Origin of the sequence: Kitasatospora sp. NPDC057595 (assembly GCF_042800875.1) — a bacterium.
GTDB lineage: Bacteria > Actinomycetota > Actinomycetes > Streptomycetales > Streptomycetaceae > Kitasatospora.
The window spans coordinates 188,958-207,372 of record NZ_JBHVGL010000012.1 but is presented as its reverse complement, the minus strand read 5'-3'; the positions used below and the strand labels follow the sequence as shown (position 1 = coordinate 207,372).

The window sequence follows — 18,415 nt, the reverse complement described above, 5'->3', positions numbered from 1 at the left end:
ACGGAGGGAACCCCCTATGTCCGCTGAATCGCACGCGCCGTTGAACGAGGCCGGAAGCGACGACGGTGAGAGCGTCGAGTCCCGGTTGGAGAAGCTCCGCGATGCTCGCATCGTCGTGACGGGAGGCGGCGGCCTGGTCGGCAGCCACCTCACGTCCCTGTTGTGCCGGGCCGGTGCCCAGGTGGTCGTCCTGGACCGGATGGACGCCTACCCCGAGGACGGCCACACCATATTCGGGGTCGAGAAGACCGGGGCCGAGCTCGTCGTCGGTGACGTCTGCGACCGCGAGCTGGTCGCCGGCCTGCTCCGGGACGCCGACTTCGTGGTCCACGCCGCCGCCTACGCCGACGTGGCCGCCTGCACCCGGAACCCCGACATCGCCTTCCGGGCCAATGTGCAGGGCACCCAGGTCATCCTGGAGGAGCTGGCCCGCACCGGCGTGCGCCGCCTGGTGCTGGTCTCCTCCGCGTCGGTGTACGGCGACGGCCCCACCGACTCGCCCGGCCCGCACATGTTCCACGAGGACCAGGCGCTGTTCCCGCTGTCGGTGTACGCCAACGGCAAGCTGTGGGCGGAGCACCAGACCCGGCTGATGCTCGGGGCGTCGGCGGGTGCCGAGTACGCGATCGTGCGCTACTTCTCCGTCTACGGCGACCCGCAGATCCCGAAGCCGGGCAGCCACTCCTGGATGGTGCCCTGGCTGTCCCTGCAGGCCAAGCTCGGCCGCCCGATGCGTCTGAACGGCGGCGGCGTCCAGGTGCGCGACATGATCCACGTCCAGGACGTGGCCGAGGCGACGGCGCTCGCGCTCGTCGAGGAGGGGATGGCGGGCCAAACGGTCAACGTGGGGACCGGGCGTCCGACGGCGGTCCGGGATGTCGCGGACCTGCTGATGCCCTACTTCCCGCAGGCGCAGCGGATCGTCACCCCGCGGCCCGAGGGCGACCCGCTCGGGGGCTTCGCCTCCACCGAGCGGAGCCGGGAGCTGCTGCGCTGGCAGGCCCGGGTCGATGTCGCGGAGGGCGTCGACCGCTATGTGCGGTGGCTGGAGAAGACGCCCGAGGCCGTGCCGCGCTGGCTCGCCGAGGACGGCGCGTGACAGTCTGTGCCCCCGTGGCCGCCCGACGTCGGGCGGACGTCGGAGGGGGTGGTGCGAGCATGGGCTATGTCGGCTCTTACGTCTGGTCGCTGCGTCAGAAGGTGGGCGGCCGGAGACTGTTGGTCCCGGGGGCCCAGGTCCTGCTGATCGACGAGGCGGGCCGGGGTCTGTTCCAGCAGCGGGTGGACAACGGTGTCTGGGAGCTTCCCGCGGGTGCCTGCGAGGAGGACGGGGGCTTCGCCGAGGCCGCCGTCCGCGAGGTGGCGGAGGAGACCGGGCTGCGGGTCGAGAAGGAGGACCTGGTCGCCTTCGGCTCGCTGTCCGATCCGGACCTGCACACCGTGACCTACCCGAACGGGGACGTCAACCACTGCTTCGCGCTGTGCTTCGCGGCGACGCGCTGGTCGGGGGAGCTGTCCCCGGGGGCGGACGAGGTGCGTCGGGCGCGGTTCCGGCCGCTGGACGACCTGCCGGCGCCGCTGCATCCGCCCACGCGGGTCGTACTGGAGATGTACCGGGCGTTTCTCACGGACGGGAGGTTCCGGGCAAGGTGAGCGAGGAAGAAGCGATCCGCGTCGCGGTGCCGTGCCGGGCCTGTCTGTCGGGGGAGGACCTGGACTGGCTGGGCGACGGCCGCTCGGTCAGCCTCGCCCTCGACCTGCCGACCACCGTCGAGGTGGTGCCCGGTGTGCCGTCCGGTGGGCAGCAGCCGGCCGAGAGCGACTGGTCGGCGCAGGTGTGGACGTTCCTGCGCGAGCGGCTCCCTGAGGTGCATGGCCCTGCGCCGGCCGTGCGCGTCAGCAGTGAGGCGCCCTCGGCGAGCGGGCTGTCCTCGTCCACGGCACTGATCGTGGCACTGTTCCGCGCGTTCGCCCGGGCGGCCGCGGCGCCGGACGGCGAGCCGGTGCCGGACGCCCTGCTCGTCCAGTGGGCGTACGAGTTCGAGTTCGCCCGCTTCAACGGCGGCGGCATGGACCACCTGGCCGTCGCCGAGGGCGGTGCGCTGCTGATCGACGGCCGGGAGCGCGGTCTGCCGGTGGTTCGGGAACGGCTGGAGTTCCCGGAGGACTGGCGGGTGGTCGTGGTGGATTCCGGGACCCGGAAGAACACCGCCGACCACATCCGCACGGTGCGGGCGCAGCTGGCGGCCGGTGATCCGGCGCTCGCGGCGTACCGGACCGAGGCCGACCGGGCGTCGGGGGCCGCCTGGGCGGCGCTGCGCCGGCGTGACCACGAGGCGCTGGGGGAGGCGATGACCCGGGCGCACGACGCGATGCGCGACTTCCAGGGCATGTCGACCCCGGTGCTGGAGGAGCTGCGGACGCTGGCGCTGCACGCCGCCGGCCTGCCGTTGAAGCTCAGCGGGGCCGGCGGCGGCGGTTCGCTGGTCGGTGTCTGCCCCGCGGCCGACACGCCGGGGGTGGTGGCGCGGCTGGCCGACGCGCTGCGCGCTCCGTTCCCCCTGGCACGCGTGATCCCCGCCCGGGCGGCTCCGGGGAGCCGGAGTGCCCGGACGGGGAACCGGGTCGGCGTCAGCGCGGGCTGACGGTCAGGTCACAGGAACGGGTCGTAGTCCTCTCCCGGGGGGACTGCGCCCGTTCCTTCCGCTATCAGGTCCAGCTCCAGGTTGGAGCGGTGCCGGGCGCAGTGGAAGCGGCAGTCCCGGCTCGGGTCCACGATGCCGCGGTCCGAGGTCTTCCAGATGTCGGGCAGGCTGTCGGTGACGGCGTCGCCGATCCGGGCCAGCGGGTTGCCCCGGTGGTAGGAGCAGACGTACACCCCGGACGGGGTGATCAGGGTGCGCAGCTCGGCCACCTTGCAGCGGTGGTACTCCTTGGGCTGGACCGGCCCGGTGTGCCGGCGCAGCGAGGTGAGCGTGGAGGAGTTGATGAGCTGGAAGGTGTCGCTCTCCAGCCGGGCGGCCTCGGCGAGCTGGCGGTCGACCGATTCGAGGATGTCCTCGGAGACCTGGATGACGTGGTGCTCCTCGTCGAACATCGCCTTGGTCTCGAAGTAGTCGCAGCCGATGTCGTGGGCGAGCTCGGCCGCCTGCAGCACCTCCGTGTGGTTGCTGACGACCCGGCCGTCCGGCTCCTGGCGGGTCATGACGAGGAACGAGTAGCCGAGCGCGCCGGTCTTCGCCCCGGCGAGCAGCCGCATGTTGGCGACGACCTTGTCGAAGACGCTGCGGCCCTTGCGGTCGGGACGGAACAGCCCGTACGTGTCGGAGCTCCCGGCGTCCATGGAGACGCGGACCCAGGAGGCGTAGGAGGCGAGTTCGTCGAGGTTCTTGTCGATCATGGTGCCGTTGGTGACGACCCCGACGGCCAGGCCGGCCTCGCCGAGGACGCGCAGGACCTGACGGGTGCCGCGGTGGGCGAGCGGTTCGCCGCCCCCGATGAGCACCACGGCCCGGACGGACATGGAGACCAGTTCCTCCGCGAGCGCGGCCAGCCGCTCGGGGGTGAAGCGGCCCTGGTTGAGCAGCTTTCCGCTGATGCACTCGGGGCAGGCCAGGTCGCAGAAGGTGGTCGGGTCGAGGTCCACGACGAGCGGGGCGTCCGACGGGGTCCCTTCGGCCACCTGCAGGACACGGGGCCAGCCGGACGGCTGGTAGAGCTTGGAGACGAGATCGAGACGGTCGTGCGTCACGGAGTCCTCCTGTGGGCGTGAACGGGGTGCGACCGGGAGAGTCGGGTGTTCGGTGCGCGGGATCACCCCTTGATCACCCCTTGATCGCCCCGGCGGCGAGGCCGGAGGCGATCCTGCGCTGGATGATGAGGAAGAAGACCACCACGGGCAGGGCGGTGAGCGTGGCTCCCGCCATCAGCCCGCCGTAGTCGGTCCCGCGGCTGGTCGTGAAGGAGACCAGCCAGATGCTGACGGTCTGCTTCTCAGGGGTGGACAACAGGATGTAGACGAGGACGTATTCGTTCCAGGCCTGGACGAGCGCGAAGACCGAGGTGGCGACGATGCCGGGGGCGAGCAGTGGCAGCACCACCCGGCGGAACGCGCCGAGGCGGCCGCAGCCGTCGACCATGGCCGCCTCCTCCAGCTCCACGGGCACCCCGTCGATGAATCCCCGCAGCATCCACACCGTGAACGGCAGGGTGAACACCAGGTAGGTGAGGATCACCCCGGTCAGGCTGTCGGTCAGCCCGGCGTCGTTCAGGAGCAGGTACAGCGGGATGATCAGGGCCGTCAGCGGCACCATCTGGACGATGAGGATCACCACGACGAAGGTCTTGCGGCCCGTGAAGCGGAAGCGGGCGAGGGCGAACGCCGCGAGCGTGCCGACGATCAGCGACACCACGACGGTGCCGACGCCGATGAGGACGCTGGAGCGGACGTTGGCCCAGAAGGTCTCCGAGCCCAGGGCCCGCGCGAAGTTGTCCCAGGTGGGCGAAGTCGGCCAGAACCTCGGTGGCAGGCTCAGGATCTCCGAGGCCGGCCGGAACGCGGTGAGCACCATCCAGTAGATGGGGAAGCCGATCACCGCGGCGACGAGCAGCCCGAGGAGGTCGTGGCCGAGCGAGCGTTGACGCCTCATTCGAGCTCTCCCGTCCTGAGCATCTGACGCAGGTAGACGACCGATCCCGCGAGCAGCAGGACGACGGTCACGAGGGCGATCGCGGCGCCGGTGCTGTACCGGTTCACCGCGAAGGACTCGATGAAGGAGTAGACGCCCAGCAGGTAGTACTCCCGCTCGGGCTGGCCGCCGCGCATGAGCCAGATCTGGTTGAAGACACCGAAGTTCCAGATCGCGTTCAGCGTGGTGACCATGAGCAGGACCGGTCTGATCACCGGCAGGGTGACGTGCCGGAACACCTGGAACGGCCGGGCGCCGTCCAGGATCGCGGACTCCTCCAGTTCGGGCGGTACCTGCGAGAGCGCAGCTCGCAGGGTGATCGCGGCGAACGGGAGCGAGCCCCACACCACGACGGCGACGATGACCGTGAACCCCTGCCAGGGGTTGGTGAACCAGTTGTGGTGGGTCATGTCGACCCCCGGCAGGTTGGACAGCACCCAGTTCGTGACGCCGTAGTCGGTGTCGAAGAGCCAGCGGAAGATCGACGCCGCCACCATCGCCGGCATCGCCCACACCGTCACCAGCACGCCGGCGATGACGGCGCGCACCCACGGGGAGACCCGGTGCATCAGCTGCGCCGTGAACAGCCCGCAGACCACGGTGAGCACGACGGTCACCGCGGTGAAGAGCACCGTGCGGCCCACGACCTTCCAGAAGAAGCCGTCGCCGAGGATCTTGCCGAACTGGTCGAGCCCCGCCCACGGCGGTGCGGCGCCGCTGAAGAGCTGCTCCCGGGTCATGTCCTGGAAGGAGAGCACGACCATGTCCACCAGCGGGTAGCCGAGGACCAGGACGAGCGCCAGGACGGTGGGGGCGATCAGCAGGTACGGCAGCAGCGGTGAACGCCGCCGCCGGCCCCGGTCAGCGCTCATTGATCACTTCGTTGATCCGCTGGTCGGCCTCGCGGGCGGCGTCCTGCACGGACGCCTTGTTGTTGGCGATGCGCTCCAGCATCTCGGGCAGGATGTTGGACTTCTCCACCGACGTCCAGCCGGGGGCGAACGGGGTCATCCAGCCCCCGGTGGCCGCGGCCTGGGCCGCCGGGCCGTTGATGCCGCCGGCGGCGACCTCGGCCATCTGGACGGTGTTGTTGGGCAGGGTGTCCACCTCGATCAGGGCCTTCTGCGACTGCGTGTCGGTGAACAGCTTGATCCAGTCGGCCGCCAGGTCCTTGCGGGTCGACTTGGCCGGCACCGCCAGGGTGGAACCGCCGAGGAACGGCGGCAGGAGCTTGCCGGACGGGCCGGGGAAGGGGAAGGTGCCGAACTTGTCCTTCAGCTTCGGGTCGCCGCCGGAGTGCTCGTCGGTGGCCATGGCGGACTCCCAGGTGTTCCCGTAGAAGACGCCCACCCGGCCCTGGCCGACCACGGCCGGCTGGTCGGAGTTGTCCTTGGCCCGGTCACCGACGTAGTAGGTGTCGATCAGCCGCTTCCACTCGGTGAGCCCGGCCACGGAGTTCGGCGAGGCCAGCGAGCTCTTCCACTTGTCGCCCTCCTTCACGGCGATCTCGCCGCCCGCGTCCTTCACGAACGCCATGGCGGCGTACCAGTAGCGGCCGGGCATGTAGAGCGCCGAGTAGTTGGGGTCCTCGGGGCCGTAGACGGCCTTCAGCTTGTCGAGCGCGGAGAGCAGCTCGGGGTAGGTCTTCGGGGCTTCGGCGACACCGGCGCGGGCGAACTGGTCGGTGCGGTAGATGCCGATCCGGGCCCCGACGTAGTAGGGCACGCAGTACGTCTTGCCGTTGGCGCGGCAGGCGTCGGCGAGGGCCGGCAGCCAGTTGGCCGACTGGTCGTACTTCGCCGGGTCCACCGTGGCGAAGGCACCGTTCACGATGTAGTTGGTGGTCTCGCTGTTGCCCATCTCGACCACGTCGGGGACGTTCTTCCCGGCGAGGACGGCGTCCAGCTTCTGGTTCTTGGTCGTCCACTGCTGGTACTGGACGTCGACCTGGACCCCGGGGTGGGCCTGGGTGAAACGGTCGTTGGTGGACTGGACCAATTGCGGCCAACTCTCCTGCGCGTCCACGGCCAGCCACACCGTCAGTTTGCCGCCCGCGTCGCCCCCGCCCCCGCTACTGGAGGTACAGCCGGTGGCTGCGAGGGACAGGAGAAACGTGAGGACAAGGGGGCGGTAGGACATGCGAATGGCCATGAGGTCTCCAAGTTCGCTATGGGGGTGCTCTTCTGATTACCCGTCTGATCGCCAAGAGTCGCAGAGGTTTAGACATTCGGCCGGAAGATGACGTTCGGTGTCCCGCAGAGAGATCAACACTTGACTCCTCCCGGGCGGTACCCGCAGGTTAGGCCTCTGCACCCACGTGATCCCGATACGAAGGGCTTGTTACGTGACCGAGCAGACGACTTCTTCGACCGAGCAGACCTCCGACGCCTCCGCCCGACCGATCCGGGTCAACGCCTGGAACGGCTGGGACCCGCTGCGCCACGTGGTCGTGGGACGGGCCGAGGGCACCGTGGTCCAGGCCCCCGAGCACGCGGTGCGCCGCGACTACCCCGAGGACGGCTTCCCGCTGGGCACCTTCGGGCCGATGCCCGAGGACATGGTCGCCGAGGCCGAGGAGCAGCTGGACAACTTCTCCGAGATGCTGCGCCGGCGCGGCATCCGGGTGGACCGTCCCACCCCCGTCGACTTCAACCAGCAGGTCAGCACGCCCGAGTGGACGCAGGACTCCATGTTCGGCTGCATGCCGCCCCGCGACCTGCTGCTGACGGTGGGCAACGAGGTCCTGGAAGCGACCATGTCCTACCGCAGCCGCTGGCACGAGTACCTGGCGTACCGGCCCCTGCTGCAGAACCTGTTCGACTCCGACGAGAACATGCGCTGGGAGGCCGCACCGAAGCCGCGGCTCACCGACGCCTCCTACAACACCAAGTTCTGGGACACCTACAACGACCTGCCGACCGAGGAGCAGCTGGCCCGGGTCCGGGACTACGACCTGGTGCTGACCGAGGCCGAGCCGCTGTTCGACGCCGCCGACGTCGCCCGCTTCGGCAAGGACCTCTTCGTCCAGCTGTCCTTCGTCACCAACCGCAGCGGCTACCAGTGGCTCAAGCGCCACTTCCCCGACCACCGGGTGCACGTGGTCACCTCCACCAACACCCACCCGCTGCACATCGACGCGACCTGGGTGCCGCTGCGCCCCGGGCTGGTGCTGCACTGCGGCGAGCGGCTCGCGGACGCCGAGCTGATGGAGTTCTTCCGACTCAACGACTGGGAGATCATCGAGGCGGTGCAGCCCGCGAGCTGGGACCACCCGCCGAAGCTCTCGTTCTGCAGCCCGTGGCTCGCCGGCAACATGCTGAACCTCGACGAGAACACCCTGTGCATCGAGGAGAAGGAGGTCCGGCTCTCGGAGCAGCTGTCCTCCTACGGCTTCGACATCGTCCCGGTGCCGTTCCGGGCGGTCGGGCCGTTCGGCGGCGGGCTGCACTGCGCGACCGTCGACATCGAGCGCGACGGCGAGCTGCAGGACTACTTCCCGCGCCGGCACGGCCGTTACTGAGGCCGGGCCCGTGCCGACCGCGGGGCCGGTGGGGATCCGCGCCGTCGTCTTCGACTTCTACGGGACGCTGGCGCGGATGGTCGAGCCGCTGCCGCCCGACCACCGTCCGATCTTCGACCGCCGGGGCCTGTCCGCCCAGGGCGCCCGCTGGGGTGACCAGTGGACGGTGGGCCCCGCCGAGGGCGAGGAGCACGCGGATCACTCCGTCAGTGAACTCGACTACCACCGTTGGGAGTTGGGGAGACTTCGGCGCAGGGCCCGGGACTGCGGGGTACCGGACGGCGAGCTGGAGGGGCTGGTCGAGGAGATCGACCGGGCCATGAAGGCCGTCCGGCTGGAGCTCTTCGAGGACACCCTCCCCGTCCTCGGGGAGCTCCGCGCCCGCGGTCTGCTGCTCGGCATCTGCTCCAACTGGTTCTGGAACCTGGAGGACTGCCTGCGGGAGGTCGGCCTGGACGGGTCGGTCGACGTCGTGGTCGGCTCCGCCCGGGCGGGCGCGCGCAAACCGCACCCGCTGATCTACCGGACGCTGCTGGAGCGGTGCCGACTGCCGCCCGAGCAGGTGCTGTTCGTCGGCGACATGTGGGCGCCGGACGTGCTCGGCCCGCTCACGGCCGGGATGCGCTCCGTCCACCTGTCCCGGCCGGACCCCGCGGTGCTCGGATCCGAGCCGCCCCTGGTGGACGGGGCGGCCCGGATCCGCGGGCTGGGGGAACTGCTCACGCTCGTGGCGAGCGGTGCCGCAGCCGGTCCAGCAGATTGCGGGTGACCTGGGCGACCGCGGCGTCCTCGTCCTTCCCGCAGACCGCCGGCCAGTCGGTGGTACCCGCGGAGAACACGGTGCCGCCGGCGGTGAAGACGCCCATGGTCGCGGCCCGGGGGCTGGTGACACCCGGCTCCCGGGCCGGTCCGTTCCAGTGGCCCCACTTGAAGTCGTGGAAGTCCTCGTGCACGGGTTCGAGGACATGGATGCCGAGGATGAGGAAGGAGGCGGGAGTGCCGTCCTCGCCGCTCGCTCGGGCGACGCCGCGGTCGTCCCGGACGTAGGCGGCGCCGTCGCACTCGTACCCGATCAGCGTGGTGCCCGCGCCGAGCCGGTCGGGCTCACCGCCGTCGGAGCCGTCGCGCAGCCCGGTGCCGGCGAAGACCCAGTGGTCGGCGTGCTGCACGGTGTACCCCTCGCGCGGACGGTCCCCGGGCCACCCCTCGGCGCTCGCCCACATGCCGCCGTTGCGGAAGCTCACCCCGGTGAGGGAGTTCTCGGGGCGGCCCACGCCGTCGGGCGCCGCCGGCCACCACTGGTCGGTCGCCGGAAGGTGCGGGTACGCGTCCCCCACGTGGTGGTCGGTGTCCGTGACGAAGGCGGTGTTCCGGTCGGTCGGATGAATGCGCCACCAGCACGTGTTGGCACTGAGGAAGGCGATGTTCCCGCCGTCCCGGACGAATTGTTCGGCGTGGCCGCGCATCGCCTCGCTCCAGTATTCGTCATGGCCGACGCTGAGCAGCAGATCGTACGAGGAAAGCAGCTCCGGATCCTCGTGCAGATCGAGGTCCGTACAGAATTCGACCGGGTAGCCGTTGCGCTCCAGCCAGGCGATGAAAGGAGCGTCCCAGTAGGCGAGGTCGATGATTCCGCCGGGCCGGTGCAGGCTCACCCGGTGCCCGCGCGGATCGCCGTCCGGCAGGTACACGGGGTGGTCGTAGAGGCTGGCGCCGCGGTCCTCGCCCGGACGGTCGGCGCGGTTGTAGGCGTGCCGGGTGAAGGTCGACTTCTTGTAGAGGATGCGGGACCGGCTGCCGGGCCGGCGGGGCCGCACGACGAAGAACTCGCGGTCCGGGCCCTCGATGCCCGCGGCGTCGAGCAGCGGCGGGACCTCGCGGTCCCGTCCGTCCTCGCCGTCCTCGACGAACTGGACCAGGTGCATGCCGGGCGTCCAGTCCTCCGGCACGGGCACGGCGAGCGGCGGCCAGCCCCAGGCGTCGGCGGGCGAGGCCCGGCCGGGCACGCCGTCGGGGTGCGGCGGCGCCGGGTGGAGCGACCCGGGGAACCGGCCGCTCTCCGCCACCAGGACCGGCTCCGCGCCCAGCCGGTAGAACCTCAGCCGGAAGCCGGCGGCGTCGGTGGAGACGTGGACGGTCAGTTGCTCCCCGGCGGTGACGCTTTCCCGGCCGAGATATCCCTCTATCATTCCGCCTCCCAGGTAGGGCGAACGGCCGGTGAATAGATGTCCGGCCGCTTCGGCCCGCCATCGTAGGGGGTTCCGGGAATTCCGGGCAACGGTGCTGTGGAACCGGTCATTCAGGGCCGCCTTTCGGACAGCGAACCGGATCGGGAGAATCCTTTACCGCCGGGCCGGGTAGCCGGAATTCAGCCGAAGCCGACCGGCTACCGCAAATCCGTCACCTCCGGGCAAGAACGAGGCATTCGCATGAGCAATGAATTTCGCGTGAGGGAGCTCGTCCTGGGAATCCAGGGCCTGGCGCTGCTGCGCCACGCCATGGACGGGGAGGAGGACTTCCTCAAGGCGCGCGTCGAGGACATCAGGCGCTTCGCGTCGGACGACGGGGAGCTGCCGGAAGGAGGCACCGGCGTCAGCGAACTCGGCCTGGCCGAGGGCTACGCCTCCTGGTCGGCGGTCTACGACTCGCTGCCCAACTCCTACATCGAGGTCGAGGAGCCCGTGCTGCACGGGATCCTCGACACGCTTCCCACCGGCGTCGCCCTGGACGCCGCCTGCGGCACCGGGCGGCAGACCGGCGCCCTGGTCGCCCGCGGGCACCGCACCATCGGCGTGGACCAGTCGCCCGAGATGCTGGCCAAGGCCCGCGAGCGCGCCCCGCAGGCCGAGTTCCGGGTCGGGCGGCTGGAGAGCCTGCCGCTGGAGGACGACTCGGTCGACCTCGCCGTCTGTTCGCTGGCCATGACCCATCTGCCGGACCTGGCGGCGGGCGTGGCGGAGCTGGCCAGGGTGGTCCGTCCGGGCGGGCGGATCATCGTCTCGGACCTGCACCCGTTCGTCATCGCCCTCCAGGGACAGTGCGTCTTCGTGCACGGCTCCGAGCAGCTCGCGTTCGTCCGCAACCACGTCCACCTGCCCGGGCGGTACCTGGAGGCGTTCACCGGAGCCGGGCTGCGGGTCCGGGCCCTTCACGAGCCGCTCTTCAACGGCCGTCTCGCGCCCGGGGGTTACGAGGAGTTCATCGCCGACGCCGCCCGCGCGGCCTGGGACGGGCTGCCGATCGTCATCGTCTGGGACGTCGAAGTCCCCGCCTAGGACAACAAGGAAGAGGAGGACGGACCGATGGCCCTGATCGTGGTGACCCACGCGGAGAAGCCCGAGCTGTGGGACCGGATGCCGGAGCGGTTCGCCGGCATCGTGCCCGAGTACAACCTGCACGGCGACGTCAACGACGGCTACTGGGACCGGCTGTTCGAGGACTTCGCCGACTACCAGTTCGTCCTGTACGACGACGAGCGCGAGGTGGTGGCGGGCGCCGGACGCTCGCTGCCGCGGACCTGGGACGGCACGGCCGCCGACCTCGGCCCCGGACTGGACGACTCCATCGCCCGGGCGTTCGCGGACCGCGAGGCGGACCGGCCGGCCGGCGCCCTGGTCGCGCTGGGCATCGAGGTCGCGGAGGACTACCAGCGCAGGGGCCTCTCCAGCGTGCTGCTCGACGGGATGCGCCAGGTGGCGCGGCGGGCCGGCCTGGCGACGGTGCTGGTGCCGGTGCGGCCCACCTGGAAGGACCGCTATCCGCTGGTGCCGATCGAGCGGTACGCGACCTGGCGGCGCGCGGACGGCGCCCCGTTCGACCCCTGGATCCGCACCCAGGTGAAGGCCGGCGGCGCGATCGCCGGAGCCTCGGAGCGTTCCTCGCGGATCACCGGCACGGTGGCCGAATGGGAGCGCTGGACCGGCATCGACTACCCGGAGGACGGCGACTACGTGTTCCCGAGCGGCCTCGCCACCCTGCGGATCGACCGTGCCCGGGACCTCGGCGCGTACTGGGAGCCCGCGGTGTGGATCACCCACCCGGCCACGTCGGAGGCCGCGTCCGACGGCACGCCGGAGGTCACGCCGGAGACCACTGCTCCCCGGCCCTGACGGCGGTCCAGGCGAAGGCGGACATCAGCCGCACCTCGTCCGGCCCGGCCTCCGGCCGACGCTCGGGCGGCAGGCCGGCGGGACCGGCGGTGGACACCGCCGCGTCCCGCAGCCGGGCGAGGGCGTCCGGCGGTACCTCGCCGGGGCCGCCCAGCCGGCGGGCGGCTTCGGCCGCCTGCCGGCCGAGCAGCAGGCAGTGGATCCACAGCTCCTCGGCGAACGCCCGGCCGAACCGCTCGGCCACCTGCGACGCCAGGTCCGCCGGCATGCCCTCGGCCACCGCCTCGCGCACCGCGCGCTCGGTGAGGCCGGTCATCGGCAGCGCGTCGAGCCAACGGTGGTGGCCACGCCCGCCGTCCGGGCCGTTCTCCTGGCCCACGAGCCGGATGTAGCCCTCGCCGTACCGCATGTACGGGACCCACCCCGGCTCCTCCAGGACCCGGCCGCGCTCCAGCAGCGGCTCGGCGTCGGTGGCGTCGGTGGGGCAGACGGCGAGCCGGATCCCCTGCGTGGCATGGCCGTTGATGCTGCTGGTGCCGATGTGCTCCACGACGTTGGGCACCGCGATCAGGCTCATCCGGCCGCGGGCGCGGAAGAAGACGGAGAAGAGCTCGTCGTCGTGGCGCTCGTCGCTGCCGGCGGCGAACTCGCGGAAGTCGTCCGCGGTGTCGAGCGGCAGACAGACCGCGAGCGACGGCGTGAACTCGTCGGGCACGGCCCGCACCCAGGCGGCGCCGGCGAGCGCGGCGAGCCGGGAGGCGCCGCCGTTGCGCGCGTGCCAGTTGGTGTAGTACACGAGGGCCTCGTCGGGGAACCGGGCGGCCGCGCGGCCCACGAGCGCCACCAGGTTCTCCGGGGCGGACACGTCGTCCTGGACGACGAGGTGGTGGCTCGCCGCCGAGTCCGCCGCCGCCCAGGCGACCATGGCCGTCCGCATGGCCGAGGGCGGTCCGTCCGGCTCCGGGTCGAGCGCCAGGCCGTCCAGCCCGAGCCGCTCGGCCAGTTCGCGGGCCTGGACCAGGCGTACCGGGTGGGTCATGACCGCCGAACTCACGCGCACCGTCGACACCTTGGCTCTCCCTCGTCTCTGGGGTCTCGTGTCATCGTGACAGGAGCCGCCCCGCCGCCGAAAGGGCGCGCAGTGATCTCGGCCGGTTCCCAACCCCGTGCTCAGGGCCAGTGGCGCCCTCTCCAGGGCGCCATGGCGCGGGGCTCGTTCTCCGTCGGGTGGGGCAGGTCGGAGAGCAGCGGCCGCCCCACGCCCTCGTCCGTCGCGACGATCGGGGGCCGTCGTCGCGGGAGGAGCAGTGCGGCGAGTGACAGACACCCGACCACGACGATCCCGTCCACACACAGGGCAGGCAGCAGCGGAAGCCGCCCACCGACGTGCACGGCCGTCAGCACCCCGGCACCGACCCCGGTTGCGACCCCAACGATCAGACAGCGCATGGCCCTTCGCATTCCGCCTCCACAGTGACCAGTCGTGCGGCCAGTGGACCCGGCTGCTCGGGTGCAACAGTGAACGGCACACCGGCGTCCCTTGTGAGGACGTATTCCGGACAGAATTGGAGTAGACCAATATTTCCCTGGCGCCGCGGCCCCTGGGCACATCGCGGAGCCCGCGCGCCGAAGGCCTGCGCCGACGCCCGGCCGACCCGCTGTCAAGCTCTGAACGATCTCGTGTCAATTCCGATGTTTGAAAGCCGGTAGATGCCCGCTGTACTGGTCGATTCCGCTGCGGGGGCGTTCACGACCGTGTGAAGATGGGCGACGTGTCGTCAGCTCCTGAACTCCGCCGGTGGCTCGCGCATCAGCCACCGGACACCCTGCAACAACTTCTCGCCTTCATCGCCGTCGCGCACGGCCACACCGCGGCTGCTGGTGGCCTCCCGGCTGCAGGACCTGGAGGCGGACACCGTGGGGCTGCTCGACGCGACGGTGTCGCGGCCGCACTGGTGGTGGGGGGTCTGGAGCCACCTCGACACGGCCACCGTGGTGGCCGACGCGATGCCGCACCCGGGCTCCGGACACGCCCACAGCCGCATGACGCCGACCAAGCTCATCCGGCACGCCCTGCGCCGTGAGACCGTGGTGCAGGCGGCCGGGCCCGACCTGGGACTCGCGGTGGAACTGGCCAGGGCCTGGAACGGCAGGACCGGTGACCTGGCGTCCGCCCTGCGCGAGTGCCGGCCCACGGGCGGTGCCGTCGATCCGGGCGGCCCAGGGGCGGGGCACGCCCGCTGCGGCGTACGCGCCGCTGCCCGAGAGCGGTCTGCGCGAGGCGTGGTCGGCGGGGCTGGTCGACAGCTGGGAGGGGCAGATCCGGCACGGCCTCGGCCCCGGTGCGCGGGGCTCCGGTGGCGCGGAGCTCGACAAGCTGGTCTGGCAGGCCCAGAACCGTGTCCTCCTGCCCCTCATCGACGACGCCCTGCTCCACGAGCTGGTGGAGGCGCTCGCCGGCTTCTGACGCGGCCGGGATAGGGTCCACTCAGCGGGACGGAACGGCTGAGGAGGACGGAGCGGATGGCGGATCCGGTGCGTGTCGGGCTGGTCGGGGTCGGCATCATCGCCGAGACCCACCTCACGGTGCTGGCCGAACGGGACGACGTGACGCTGGAGTTCACCGTCGACCCGCGGCCGGTCGGGCCGGCCGGGTTCCGGGGTGCCGCGCCGCCGCCGCACTACGACGGGCTCGCCCGGGCGCTCGGCGCGCACGAGCCGGACCTGATCGTGCTCGCCACGCCGACGGTGACGCACGCCGAGCTGGTGACCGAGGCGCTGCTGCGCTCCACGGCCGTGGTGCTGGTGGAGAAGCCCATTGTCCACGACCCGGCCGCGCTCGCGGAGCTGCGGGAGCTGGACGGGAGGGCCGACGTCCGGCGCCGGCTGTTCACCGCCCACCACTTCGCCTTCTCGCCGGAGGTGGACTGGGCGGCGGAGCTGCTCGCCGCGCACCCCGAGTGGGGGCCGGTCACGGGCATCACCTCGGCGTTCTACGACCCGTACGCCCAGCGGCTGCCCGCGGCCTTCGCCTCGTACGGGTCCAGCTGGACGGACTCCGGGGTGAACCAGCTGAGCATGATCACCCGTTTCGTCGACGACCTCACCGCGCTCACCTCCGTCCAGCCGGCGGACGGCGGCGCGAGCGCTTGGTGCACCGTGGAGTTCCGCTCGCGGGGCGCGGTGGGCACGGCGCGGCTGCGCAGCAGCTGGCTGACCGGATCCAGCAGCAAGGAGAGCAGCCTGGTGTTCGGCCGCTCCGGGGTGGAGGTCTGGATCGACCACACGGCCATGACCGGATTCGCCGCCCGTGGCGGCGAGTTGATCGCCACCTTCGGCAACGACGGCCGTACCCCGCGCAAGGTGGCCCACTACCGCCCGCTCTACGCCAGCCTGCTCTCCGGCCGCCCCGACCGGGTGCTCGGCTTCGACGCCGCCGCGACGATCGCCGGCATCCACCAGGCGGCTCCCGCGGCCGGGTAGCCGGGGGAGAGCTCCTGCTCCTCGGTCCGGCGACTGGATCTGCGAGGTGTCGCCCCGCGGGAGGACCCGGCCGTCCCTGGTCCGGGTCCTCCCGCGGGAGGACGGTCAGCGGCGGAGCGGGCCCTCGCAGGTGTAGTCGGCGCTGCCGGCCTGGCCGGTGGGCCAGACCTCGACCTTGCCGAACCAGCAGTTCATGTCGGCGAGGTTGTTGGCGGCCTCGCCGGCGCGGGTGAGCAGGTAGTAGTCGACGGTGTCGGCCATCGACTCGCGGATCCGGCCGGCGTCCACGGTGTTGTTCAGGGTGGTGGTGATCCGGCCGGTGCAGGTGAAGCGCACGGTGTTGTTCCAGTCGGCGTTGTCCTTGCAGACCGGGGTGTTCTGGGTGGCGCGGGCGAAGGCGTCCTGCACCTCGTAGGCGTAGGCGAAGCGGAGCCGGCCGTTGGGGGTGAAGTCGGTGGCCGGGACGTAGAGGTCACCGGCGCGCGGGATCTCGGTGTCCAGGTAGTCGTCGTACTCGCGCTGGAGTCCGGCGTCCCGGCCGAGCCGGTCGCGCCAGGCGTTGTAGCCGTCGAGGTCGTCGGCGCGCAGCAGGCGGTACATCTCGGCCAGCTGCTCGGGGTGCTTCTCGCCGAGCAGGTTGAAGAAGACGGCCGCGTACGGGTACACGCGGAAGCCCACGTCCCGCGTGGCGTGCAGGATCTGATCGACCGTCATGCGCGGCTTTCCGTCACGCTTCTCCCAGCCGATCTCGGTGAGCATCCACTTGCGGGCCTTGACGCCGTCCTTGGCGGTGGCGCCGGCGAAGTACTCGGCGGTGCCCTCGTTCATGGCGAAGGTCGTGTCGGCCGGCCAGCGCTCGGTGTAGCCGCTCTCGGGGATGGCCCAGCGGGCGTTGAGGTAGTGGGTGTACTCGTGCCGGAAGAGCTCCTCCAGGCTGAAGTAGGACTCGGTGCCGAGGCGCTGGTAGGTGTAGAAGGTGGAGTGCTCCTCGATGAACATGCCGCCGTTCTCGACGTCCCCGACGCCGAAGAGCAGGTTCTGCAGCAGCTGGTAGTTGCTCTTGGTGTCGTACAGCTGCACCGTGAGGGTGGGGTGGGTGTCGTCGGCGAGCGGCTGATCGGTGCCGATGGTGCGGAAGAACTGGGCCTTGACCTGCTTGGTGGCGTAGTAGAGCTGGTCGGCGGTGGCCTTGTCGAGGGCGGTGCGGACGACGAGCGTGCCGTTGTCGTAGCTGTAGGTGTTCGGGAAGAACTGCCGCATCAGGTCGGCCCGGCAGGCGTCGTACGCCTGGCAGAGGCCGAAGTCGTTGACCGGGATGGCGGCGTTGGCCCACGCGGGGCTCAGCCGGCCGAAATTGTCGCGGGTGGCGGTGAGGACCGCGCCGGCTTCGGCCTTCACCTCGGGCAGGACTGCCGGGATGCTTCCGAGGCGGGCGAACTCCAGCATCGCGTCGCGGGCGGCCCACTCGGTGCCGGTGCCCTTGAGGTGGCCGTAGCCGGCGAACGCCCGGATCGCCTGCCGGTAGGAGGGGCTGTCGGCGACGGCTTCCTGGAACTTTCCTTTGTCCTCGACGACGTTGTTGATGCCCTGGAAATTGATGGTGAGCGCGGCCTGGAGGGCCCAGTTCCACCCGCGGTTGCCGATGTACGGGCTGTCGGCGGTGGCGTACTGGCGCATCACCCGCTCACCGAGCGGGAGGAGGCCGGGGCGCAGCCCCGGGCCGCTGTTGGCCTGGAACACCTCGCCCATGGCGTTGCCGGCGTGCTCGGTCGGCTCGAAGACGTGCGGGTTGGCGAGGTAGGCGGCGGTGGCGCTCTTGATCGCGGCCTTGGTGGTGTCGTCGCCGAAGTCGAGCTCCTTGTGACTGAAGTCGAAGTAGACGGCGACGTGCAGGAAGTACCAGAGCCCGCGCTGGTTGTGGGTATTGGCGCTGTCGAAGTCCGGCGCGAGGGAGGTGATCCGGTCGGCGACGGTGCGCACGTGGTCCTGGGTGAGGACCTTGGCGAGTTCGGGCCGCCAGCTGCTGAGCAGGGGATACAGGCACTCGTCGTAGCCGTGCGCCGGGTCGCTCAGGAAGTCGGCGAGGGCGGTGGGGGAGAGCGCGCTGAAGGCGGCCAGGTCACAGCCGGCGGCGGCGGTGAGGGTGGCGGGGGCGGTCGGGGCCGTGGCGCCGTCCGGGTCGGCGACCGGCTGCCCGGCGGTCGCGGTCGACTGGCGGTTCGCGTTCTCCGGCGCGCCCTGGGGGCCGGGGAGACCGGCGGAGGCGGTCCCGTGGGCGACCTCGCCCGCCGGGCCGGCCGGGTGGTGGGCCGGGGCCGGGGCCGTCTCGCCGAAGGTGGAGGGCGTGGAGGCGACCGGCGCCGAGGCGGCCGGGGCCGCACCGCCGGGCGTGGCGGCCTGGGCGCTCTGGACGAGCGGGGCCGCGAGGGTGGCGGCGAGGGCCGCGGAGAGCAGGACTGTGCGCAGACGTGGGGTGGCTGACACCAGTTCTCCTGTGGGAGTGGGGGTGCGCGACGCCGGTCGCGGTTCGGGCCGAGGGCGTGGGGGAGCACCAGGGCCGCTGGGTCGCACGGGAGTTGGGTGAGCGCGACGGGCTCTGCGTGGGTCCGCTCAAC

The 18,415-nt window shown here is 71.4% G+C and carries 16 protein-coding genes; 9 read left to right on the top strand and 7 right to left on the bottom strand.

What is annotated here, in order from left to right; translation table 11 throughout:
- Positions 1-16 precede the first annotated feature (16 nt).
- Genes ACFU9E_RS19940 through ACFU9E_RS19930 form a run of 3 tightly spaced genes read left to right on the top strand, consistent with a single transcriptional unit; the run spans position 17 to position 2,645 of the window.
- Positions 17-1,099, top strand: coding sequence for an NAD-dependent epimerase/dehydratase family protein (locus ACFU9E_RS19940; protein WP_380683523.1), 1,083 nt, complete (start codon positions 17-19; stop codon positions 1,097-1,099).
- A 59-nt stretch (positions 1,100-1,158) separates the two neighbouring features.
- On the top strand, positions 1,159-1,653 hold the full coding sequence (locus ACFU9E_RS19935; RefSeq protein ID WP_380683522.1) for an NUDIX domain-containing protein: 495 nt from the start codon (positions 1,159-1,161) through the stop codon (positions 1,651-1,653).
- Positions 1,650-2,645 carry a galactokinase gene (locus ACFU9E_RS19930; RefSeq protein ID WP_380683521.1) on the top strand — a complete coding sequence of 332 codons (996 nt, stop codon included), beginning with the start codon at positions 1,650-1,652 and terminating at the stop codon, positions 2,643-2,645. Before ACFU9E_RS19935 ends, ACFU9E_RS19930 begins: the two co-directional genes overlap by 4 nt.
- 8 nt (positions 2,646-2,653) lie before the next feature.
- Here ACFU9E_RS19930 and ACFU9E_RS19925 read toward each other — a convergent pair whose 3' ends face one another.
- From ACFU9E_RS19925 to ACFU9E_RS19910, 4 genes are all read right to left on the bottom strand, one after another.
- Positions 2,654-3,751, bottom strand: a complete 1,098-nt coding sequence (locus ACFU9E_RS19925) for a radical SAM protein (protein WP_380683519.1) — start codon at positions 3,749-3,751, stop codon at positions 2,654-2,656.
- Between the two features lie 73 nt (positions 3,752-3,824).
- The gene (locus tag ACFU9E_RS19920; protein WP_380683518.1) at positions 3,825-4,649 is read right to left on the bottom strand and encodes a carbohydrate ABC transporter permease; all 825 of its coding nucleotides are present in this window, start codon (positions 4,647-4,649) and stop codon (positions 3,825-3,827) included.
- On the bottom strand, positions 4,646-5,560 hold the full coding sequence (locus ACFU9E_RS19915; protein WP_380683517.1) for a carbohydrate ABC transporter permease: 915 nt from the start codon (positions 5,558-5,560) through the stop codon (positions 4,646-4,648). The genes ACFU9E_RS19920 and ACFU9E_RS19915 overlap by 4 nt, the downstream gene beginning before the upstream one ends.
- On the bottom strand, positions 5,550-6,713 hold the full coding sequence (locus ACFU9E_RS19910) for an extracellular solute-binding protein (RefSeq protein ID WP_380715213.1): 1,164 nt from the start codon (positions 6,711-6,713) through the stop codon (positions 5,550-5,552). The genes ACFU9E_RS19915 and ACFU9E_RS19910 overlap by 11 nt, the downstream gene beginning before the upstream one ends.
- Before the next feature lie 319 nt (positions 6,714-7,032).
- Here ACFU9E_RS19910 and ACFU9E_RS19905 point away from each other — a divergent pair, with 319 nt between their 5' ends.
- Together ACFU9E_RS19905 and ACFU9E_RS19900 are read left to right on the top strand one after the other, a co-directional pair.
- The gene (locus tag ACFU9E_RS19905; protein ID WP_380683514.1) at positions 7,033-8,208 is read left to right on the top strand and encodes a serine/threonine protein kinase; all 1,176 of its coding nucleotides are present in this window, start codon (positions 7,033-7,035) and stop codon (positions 8,206-8,208) included.
- Between the two features lie 10 nt (positions 8,209-8,218).
- Complete coding sequence (locus ACFU9E_RS19900) at positions 8,219-8,977, top strand: HAD family hydrolase (RefSeq protein ID WP_380715211.1); 759 nt, start codon at positions 8,219-8,221, stop codon at positions 8,975-8,977.
- Here the strand turns inward: ACFU9E_RS19900 and ACFU9E_RS19895 are convergent.
- The gene (locus ACFU9E_RS19895) at positions 8,928-10,397 is read right to left on the bottom strand and encodes a N,N-dimethylformamidase beta subunit family domain-containing protein (protein WP_380683512.1); all 1,470 of its coding nucleotides are present in this window, start codon (positions 10,395-10,397) and stop codon (positions 8,928-8,930) included. The genes ACFU9E_RS19900 and ACFU9E_RS19895 overlap by 50 nt on opposite strands.
- 258 nt (positions 10,398-10,655) lie before the next feature.
- On the opposite strand from ACFU9E_RS19895, the gene ACFU9E_RS19890 reads away from it, so the two are divergent.
- Both ACFU9E_RS19890 and ACFU9E_RS19885 read left to right on the top strand, forming a co-directional pair.
- The gene (locus tag ACFU9E_RS19890) at positions 10,656-11,483 is read left to right on the top strand and encodes a class I SAM-dependent methyltransferase (RefSeq protein ID WP_380683510.1); all 828 of its coding nucleotides are present in this window, start codon (positions 10,656-10,658) and stop codon (positions 11,481-11,483) included.
- Between the two features lie 27 nt (positions 11,484-11,510).
- A complete protein-coding gene (locus ACFU9E_RS19885) occupies positions 11,511-12,317 on the top strand; it encodes an N-acetyltransferase (protein WP_380683508.1) in 807 nt (268 codons plus the stop codon).
- Here ACFU9E_RS19885 and ACFU9E_RS19880 read toward each other — a convergent pair.
- A complete protein-coding gene (locus tag ACFU9E_RS19880; RefSeq protein WP_380715209.1) occupies positions 12,286-13,371 on the bottom strand; it encodes a hypothetical protein in 1,086 nt (361 codons plus the stop codon). The genes ACFU9E_RS19885 and ACFU9E_RS19880 overlap by 32 nt on opposite strands.
- A 1,104-nt stretch (positions 13,372-14,475) precedes the next feature.
- Between ACFU9E_RS19880 and ACFU9E_RS19875 the strand changes: the two genes are divergently transcribed.
- Positions 14,476-14,784 (top strand): hypothetical protein, encoded by a 309-nt coding sequence (locus tag ACFU9E_RS19875; protein ID WP_380682809.1) that lies wholly within the window; start codon positions 14,476-14,478, stop codon positions 14,782-14,784.
- A gap of 56 nt (positions 14,785-14,840) precedes the next feature.
- Entirely contained in the window at positions 14,841-15,800 is a 960-nt protein-coding gene (locus ACFU9E_RS19870; protein WP_380682810.1) for a Gfo/Idh/MocA family protein, read from the top strand.
- Positions 15,801-15,905: 105 nt separating this feature from the next.
- Here the strand turns inward: ACFU9E_RS19870 and ACFU9E_RS19865 are convergent, their stop codons facing one another.
- The gene (locus ACFU9E_RS19865) at positions 15,906-18,284 is read right to left on the bottom strand and encodes a collagenase (RefSeq protein WP_380682811.1); all 2,379 of its coding nucleotides are present in this window, start codon (positions 18,282-18,284) and stop codon (positions 15,906-15,908) included.
- Positions 18,285-18,415: the final 131 nt, after the last annotated feature.

What these genes read in the sequence shown, in the direction of transcription:
- ACFU9E_RS19940 (WP_380683523.1), top strand. Translation starts at nt 17, where the DNA reads ATGTCCGCTGAATCGCACGCGCCGTTGAACGAGGCCGGAAGCGACGAC.
- ACFU9E_RS19935 (WP_380683522.1), top strand. Translation starts at nt 1,159, where the DNA reads ATGGGCTATGTCGGCTCTTACGTCTGGTCGCTGCGTCAGAAGGTGGGC.
- ACFU9E_RS19920 (WP_380683518.1), bottom strand. Translation starts at nt 4,649, where the DNA reads ATGAGGCGTCAACGCTCGCTCGGCCACGACCTCCTCGGGCTGCTCGTC.
- ACFU9E_RS19915 (WP_380683517.1), bottom strand. Translation starts at nt 5,560, where the DNA reads ATGAGCGCTGACCGGGGCCGGCGGCGGCGTTCACCGCTGCTGCCGTAC.
- ACFU9E_RS19895 (WP_380683512.1), bottom strand. Translation starts at nt 10,397, where the DNA reads ATGATAGAGGGATATCTCGGCCGGGAAAGCGTCACCGCCGGGGAGCAA.
- ACFU9E_RS19885 (WP_380683508.1), top strand. Translation starts at nt 11,511, where the DNA reads ATGGCCCTGATCGTGGTGACCCACGCGGAGAAGCCCGAGCTGTGGGAC.
- ACFU9E_RS19870 (WP_380682810.1), top strand. Translation starts at nt 14,841, where the DNA reads ATGGCGGATCCGGTGCGTGTCGGGCTGGTCGGGGTCGGCATCATCGCC.